Annotated in this window: 5 protein-coding genes; 1 reads left to right on the forward strand and 4 read right to left on the reverse strand. The window is 68.2% G+C overall.

Annotated elements, in window-relative coordinates; translation table 11 throughout:
* Positions 1-10: 10 nt before the first annotated feature.
* Positions 11-922: an oxygenase MpaB family protein gene (locus ACWDOP_RS32945; RefSeq protein ID WP_456348166.1), complete on the forward strand. Its 912-nt coding sequence runs from the start codon at positions 11-13 to the stop codon at positions 920-922.
* Positions 923-1,176: 254 nt separating this feature from the next.
* On the opposite strand, the gene ACWDOP_RS32950 is transcribed toward ACWDOP_RS32945, so the two are convergent.
* From ACWDOP_RS32950 to ACWDOP_RS32965, 4 genes are all read right to left on the reverse strand, one after another.
* Positions 1,177-2,223: a proline dehydrogenase family protein gene (locus ACWDOP_RS32950; protein WP_456348167.1), complete on the reverse strand. Its 1,047-nt coding sequence runs from the start codon at positions 2,221-2,223 to the stop codon at positions 1,177-1,179.
* 151 nt (positions 2,224-2,374) lie between these two features.
* Positions 2,375-4,009: an L-glutamate gamma-semialdehyde dehydrogenase gene (gene pruA, locus ACWDOP_RS32955; RefSeq protein WP_456348168.1), complete on the reverse strand. Its 1,635-nt coding sequence runs from the start codon at positions 4,007-4,009 to the stop codon at positions 2,375-2,377.
* A gap of 60 nt (positions 4,010-4,069) precedes the next feature.
* Positions 4,070-5,632 (reverse strand): GMC oxidoreductase, encoded by a 1,563-nt coding sequence (locus tag ACWDOP_RS32960; RefSeq protein WP_456348169.1) that lies wholly within the window; start codon positions 5,630-5,632, stop codon positions 4,070-4,072.
* A 194-nt stretch (positions 5,633-5,826) separates the two neighbouring features.
* Positions 5,827-6,064, reverse strand: a 238-nt coding sequence (locus ACWDOP_RS32965) for a hypothetical protein (protein WP_456348170.1), incomplete at its 5' end; no start/stop codon positions are given.

The following is a 6,064-nucleotide window of genomic DNA, read 5'->3' on the forward strand; positions in this document are numbered from 1 at the left end:
CGAGTCAACGATGACCGCCCCCCTGCGCAAGTCCGATGATGCCATTGACTCGTACCAGTCGGTTGGTTCTTTGAACTCCGTTCCTGGACCGGTCTCGGTTCCCACCTCCCTCACCACCGCGGAAGTCCGCGAGCACATCGACGGTATCGCCGCCTTCCTCGGCGGCGCGGCCAATGTGATCATGCAGCTCGCGCTGAAGCCCGTGGGGTACGGCGTGATGGAGAGCGACGTGCATTCCGGCAGCGTCATGCTGGTCCCGATGAAGCGCCTGCGCACCACGCTGACCTACATCGCGGTGTCGCTGATGGGCGACGAGGGCGATCGGGCGGCCTACCGCGTCGCGGTCAACAGCGTGCATCGCCATGTGCGCACCAAGCCGACCAGCCCGGTCAAGTACAACGCCTTCGATCCCCAGCTCCAGCTGTGGGTGGCGTCCTGCATGTACTGGGGTCTCGACGATCTGTACCAGCGCCTGCGCGGGCCCATGACCCCGGAACTCGCCGAAGCCTTCTACCAGCACTGCGCCCGCTTCGGCACCACCCTGCAGATGCGCCAGGAGATGTGGCCGGCCACCCGCGACGAGTTCTACGTCTACTGGGAGCAGACCCTGAAGACGCGCACGATCGACGATCCGACCCGTGAGTACTTCAACGCCCTCACCGACCTGAAGATGATCTCGCCGCGGCTGCAGCGGGTCTTCGGACCTTTCCACCGGTTCGTGACCACCGCCCTGCTCCCGCCGCACCTGCGCGCCGAGATGGGCATGACCTGGACCGCCCGTGACGAACGCCGCTTCACCCTGATGCTGCGCGTCATGGCCGCGGTGTGGTCCAAGCTGCCCACGGTGATCCGGCTGTTCCCCTACAACTTCTACCTCGCCGACCTGCGCCGGCGCCGCCGATTCGGGCGTCCGCTGGTCTGAGCTCGCGCACACCGCCGCGTCGTCCACCGAGCGAGAGGAGGCGGACGACGCCGCGGCACAGCGTGATTCACACGCCCGTGATACCCCCGGCCCACACGGCCGCACGGGCACCCGATGAGCCGGGCGCGCTCACCCCGCGCAGACCCGGCACGGACGGGCGGTCACCTCCGCCCGAGCCGGTTTCCCGGCCGTCCCCGGCCGGGGAACCGGCTGCGAACGGACATCCCTCTCGCACAACGGTTCCCGACCCGCCCTCAGCCGCGATCGGCCAGAGCGCGCAGGAAGAAACCCAGATTCGCGGGCCGTTCGGCCAAGCGCCGCACCAGATAGCCGTACCACTGGGTGCCGTAGGGGATGTAGACGCGCAGCGCGTGCCCCTCGGCGGTGAGGCGGCGCTGTTCGGCGTCGCGAATCCCGTAGAGCATCTGGAACTCGAAACTGCCCGGGCCGCGGTGATTCTCGGCCGCGAAGCGCAGCGCGGCCTCGACCATGGCCGGATCGTGCGAGGCGATCATGGGGTACCAGCCGCCGGTCATCAGTACTTCCATGCAGCGCAGGTACGAGGCGTCGACCTCACCCCGGCGGCGGAAGGCGACCGTCTCGGGTTCCTGATACGCGCCCTTGCACAAACGAATCCGGGTGCCGGTGCTCGCCGCGTCCCGGCAATCGCGTTCGGCGGCACGCAGATACGCCTGCATCGCCACCGCCAGCCACGGGAATTCGGCCCGCGCCAGCCGCACCGCGGCCAGGGTGTCCTCGGTGGTCGTGTGATCCTCGGCGTCCACGGTCACCCACACGCGCGATTCGACGGCCTTGGCGCACAGTTTGTGCAGATTCTCCGCCGCGATGGCGGGCCCGTCGGCGGGCAGCGCCTGCCCCAGCGCCGACAGCTTGAGCGAGACTTCGACGCGCGGCACCGCGTCCCCGCCCGGCGCGACGGCCGGCTCCGAATCCCGCGCCGCCGGCCCGCTCGCTCCGGTGCGCTCCGGCGGTGAGGTGGTCGGCCCGCCGGCCGCGACCGGCACTTCCCGATCCAGGTCGGCGAGCAGATCGATGAGCGAAATATATTCCGCCACCGCGGCGTCGGCGACCGAGCGGTCCTGCGTGTACTCCCCCAGGAAGTCCACGCTGACCGAACGCCCACTGGCGAGCAGCTCCCGTACCACCGGCGCGAGCTCGGCCCGGGTCTCGCCCGCCACGAATCGCCGCACCACCGCCGAGGTCACCGGGGTCGAGGTCACTGCCTTCTTCAGCCGCGCCGAGTTGGCCGCGGCCAGGATCGCGGGACGCAGCGGGTTCATCGCCGGCCCCCATCCGGTCCGGCCGCCGGGCGCAGCACGCATCCGCTCCGCGGGCGTCGCGCGCGCGGGTCGTTCGCCGGCCGCCCGGGCGCGGTGTCGTCGGCGGGCCGCGGGCACACCGCGCGACGGCGTTGCGAGTGACTGCTGTTCATCACGCCTCCATGTGCGGGTACCGGTAATCCGTGGGTGGGACGAAGGTTTCCTTGAGCGTGCGCGGCGCGACCCAGCGCAACAGGTTGAGCGGGGACCCGGCCTTGTCGTCGGTGCCGGAGGCGCGGGCGCCGCCGAAGGGCTGCTGCCCGACCACCGCGCCGGTGGGCTTGTCGTTGACGTAGAAGTTGCCCGCGGCGAATCGCAGTGCGCCCGAAGCCTGTTCGACCGCCGTCCGGTCCCGGGCGAAGACCGCGCCGGTGAGCGCGTACGGGGAGGTGCCGTCCACCATGTCGAGCACGTCGGTGAAGCCGTCGGGGGTGCTGTCGTCGTACACGTACACCGACAGGATCGGCCCGAAATACTCGGTGGCGAAGGACTCGTCGCCCGGATCGTCGCTGAGCAGCACGGTCGGCCGGACGAAGAAGCCCTCGGCGTCGTCGTACACCCCGCCGGCCGCGATCTCGACCCCCGCGTCCCGCGCGCGCCCGATGGCGCCCACGCACTTGTCGTAGGACCGCCGATCGATCACCGCCCCACCGAAATTCGACAGGTCCGCGACGTCCCCGTAGGTGAGCTCCTCGACCTGGGCCAGGAAATCCCCACCCATCTGCCGCCACACCGATTTCGCGATGTACGCGCGCGAGGCGGCCGAGCACTTCTGCCCCTGGTATTCGAACGCCCCGCGAATCATCGCCGTGCGCAGGGCGTCCGGATCGGCGGAGGAGTGCGCGACGATGAAGTCCTTCCCACCGGTCTCCCCCACGATGCGCGGATACCCGCGGTAGCGGCCGATATTCGCCCCGACCTGCTGCCACAGGTGCTGGAAGGTGGTGGTGGATCCGGTGAAATGGATGCCCGCCAGCCGCGGATCGGCCAGCGCGACCTCCGAGACCGGGATGCCGCTACCGGTCACCAGGTTGATCACACCGGGCGGCAGTCCGGCGGCCTCGAGCAGCTGCAGCGTGTAGTACGCCGAAAGCGTCTGCGTGGGAGAGGGTTTCCACACCACGGTGTTGCCCATCAGCGCCGGGGCGGTGGGCAGGTTCCCGGCGATGGCGGTGAAGTTGAAGGGCGTGATGGCGTACACGAACCCCTCGAGGGGCCGGTAGTCCATCCGGTTCCACACCCCGGGCGAGGATTCCGGCTGATCGGCCATGATCCCGCGCGCGAAGGCGACGTTGAAGCGCCAGAAGTCCACCAGCTCGCACGGCGCGTCGATTTCGGCCTGCTGCACCGTTTTCGACTGCCCGAGCATGGTGGCCGCGGCGATGGTCTCGCGCCACGGACCGGCCAGCAGGTCCGCCGCGCGCAACAGCACCGCAGCGCGTTCGTCGAACGGCAGGGCCCGCCAGGCCGGGGCCGCAGCGATGGCCGCGTCCACGGCCGAGCGGGCCTCGTCGTGGGTGGTCTCGGTGTAGGCGCCCAGGACATGGCGGTGCCGGTGCGGCATCACGATGTCGGCCCGGGCGCCCGTGCCGGGTTGATGTTTGCCACCGATCACCAGCGGCACATCGACTGATTCTGCGGAGATTTCGGCGAGCCTGCCCGTCAGCAGTTCACGTTCACGACTACCCGGCGCGTAGGTGTGCACCGGTTCGTTTGCGGGGGCGGGGACAACCGTGACAGCGTCCATATCCCAGGCTAACGCGAACAAGACCGGCGCCGCGCCGGACACGCACCGAAATACTTCCGGCTAGCCCAGATCGTTGGCGATGATGTTCTCGATATTCCGTTCGGCGAGCGCGGTAATCGTGACGAACGGGTTGACGGTGGTCAGACCGGGGATGAGCGATCCGTCGATCACGTACAGCCCCTGGTAGCCCGGGAGGCGACCGTAGTTGTCGGTCGACTGGTTCAGCACGCAGCCGCCGAGCGGATGGTAGGTGAGCTCGTCGTTCCACTGCTTCTGGCCGCCGAACAGGTCGACGCGGTAGATCGTGCCTTCCTTCTTGTTGATCTTGTCGAAGATGCGCTTGCCCGCGGCGATGCTCGGTTCGTTCCAGGACCGCTGCCAGTTCAGGTCCACGCCGCCGGTGCCGGAGTTGTAGGTGAACTTGGCGCGATTGGGGTTCTGGGTGATGGCGAGGTAGAGGCTGGCGAAGGTTTCCAGGCCGGCGGGGAACGGAGCGACCTCGGCGAAGGCCCGGCCCCCCGAATCGGCCCAGTTGTCGATGCCCAGCACCGGGATGGCCGATTGCAGCTTGCCGGTGGCGTCCCACGCGTGGTTCTGCCGCGCGGTCATGACATTGCCGTTGTTGCCCCAGCCGGTGCCGATCGTGTCCGGCAGATTGCCCAGCTTGCCGGTCGCCTTCATGGTGACCAGCAGCTTGCTGGTGCCCACGCTGCCCGCGGCGAAGAAGACCTTCTCCGCCACAACGGATTTGGTGGCGACGGTGTTGCCGCTGGTGTCGAGCTGCTTCATCTCCACCTTGTAGCCGCCGTCGGCAGGCGATACCGCGGTGACGGTGTGCAGGACGGTGATGCCGACCTTGCCCGTGCCGACGGCGGTCGCGAGGTAGGTCTTGTCGAGGGACCGCTTGCCGTGGTTGTTGCCGTAGATGACCTCGCCGTCGAGCGCGGAGCGCGTGGCGGTGCCGGCCTGTTCCTGCTTCATGTAGTTGAAGTCGTAGACGTTCGGCACGAACGGCGCGGCGAAGCCGGAGCGCTCGGCCTGCTTCCTACCGACCCGGGCGTACTGATAGCACTCGGCGCTGTCGAACCAGGCCGAGTCGATCGAGTTGACGCCGAGGGTGGCGTTGGCGCGCGGGTAGTAGGTGCTGTACATCTCGCCCGCGTCCACCGACGGCAGGATGCTCCCGAAGTACTCCTGCTTGGGCGTCACGGCCATTCCGCCGTTGACCAGTGAGCCGCCGCCGATGCCACGACCCTGGTAGACCCGGATCCCGCTGAACTTCTCCGAGGCCAGCACGCCGGTGTAGCGGGGGACGGACTTGTCGATCGGGATGCCCATGACCTGCTTGATCGGCTGATCGGTCTTGTCCGACAACCAGGTCGAGCGCCCGTCGGGGCTGATCATCTTGCAGAAGACGTTGCCGTCGGAACCGGCCTGGTCCCACGACATGCCCATTTCGACCACGGAGACGTTGATTCCGGCCTGGGCCAGGCGCAGCGCGGCCACCGCGCCGCCGTATCCGGAGCCGATCACCAGAGCTTGTACCCGGTCGCCGTCGGCGAGCGGTTTGGTCGGCAACGCGCGTGCCGGAGCCGCTTTCGTGGTCAGCGCACCCGCTGCCACAGCCCCAAGAATGACACCTGTTCCAGCCAAGAATCGGCGTCGGCCGACCCCGCCACCGCTGCCGTATTGGCTGCTAACAGTGTTCTCATAAACAAAACCACGCATGAACCGGCTCCTCATCGAGACTCAGATGAGAACCTGTTATAGGGATAGTGAAGTGCCGCCGTGCCACTTTTCGACAAAACTGAACATATCTATCGGCGAGTCGACACAGCGTGTCGTTCATGACGATGGCTAACAAAGTGAGTCTTGCATGCGAAAACTCGCGACGGCGGGTGCGAAATACCGGCGGATCGCGTGCGAGAACCCGGCAGCGCGGGCGGCGCGCACATCTCGGCGGACAGCTCCCGGTAGGTGATCGACTCGCCCGCGCACATCACGGCGATGTCGTCCGGGCGGCGGGCGGCGTGCCGCGCCACCACTCCGGACAGG

This window comes from Nocardia sp. NPDC003693 (genome assembly GCF_053981095.1).

Bases quoted from the DNA above. Each gene is read 5' to 3' on its own strand.
- ACWDOP_RS32945 (WP_456348166.1), top strand. From the start codon at position 11: ATGACCGCCCCCCTGCGCAAGTCCGATGATGCCATTGACTCGTACCAG.
- ACWDOP_RS32950 (WP_456348167.1), bottom strand. From the start codon at position 2,223: ATGAACCCGCTGCGTCCCGCGATCCTGGCCGCGGCCAACTCGGCGCGG.
- pruA (WP_456348168.1), bottom strand. From the start codon at position 4,009: ATGGACGCTGTCACGGTTGTCCCCGCCCCCGCAAACGAACCGGTGCAC.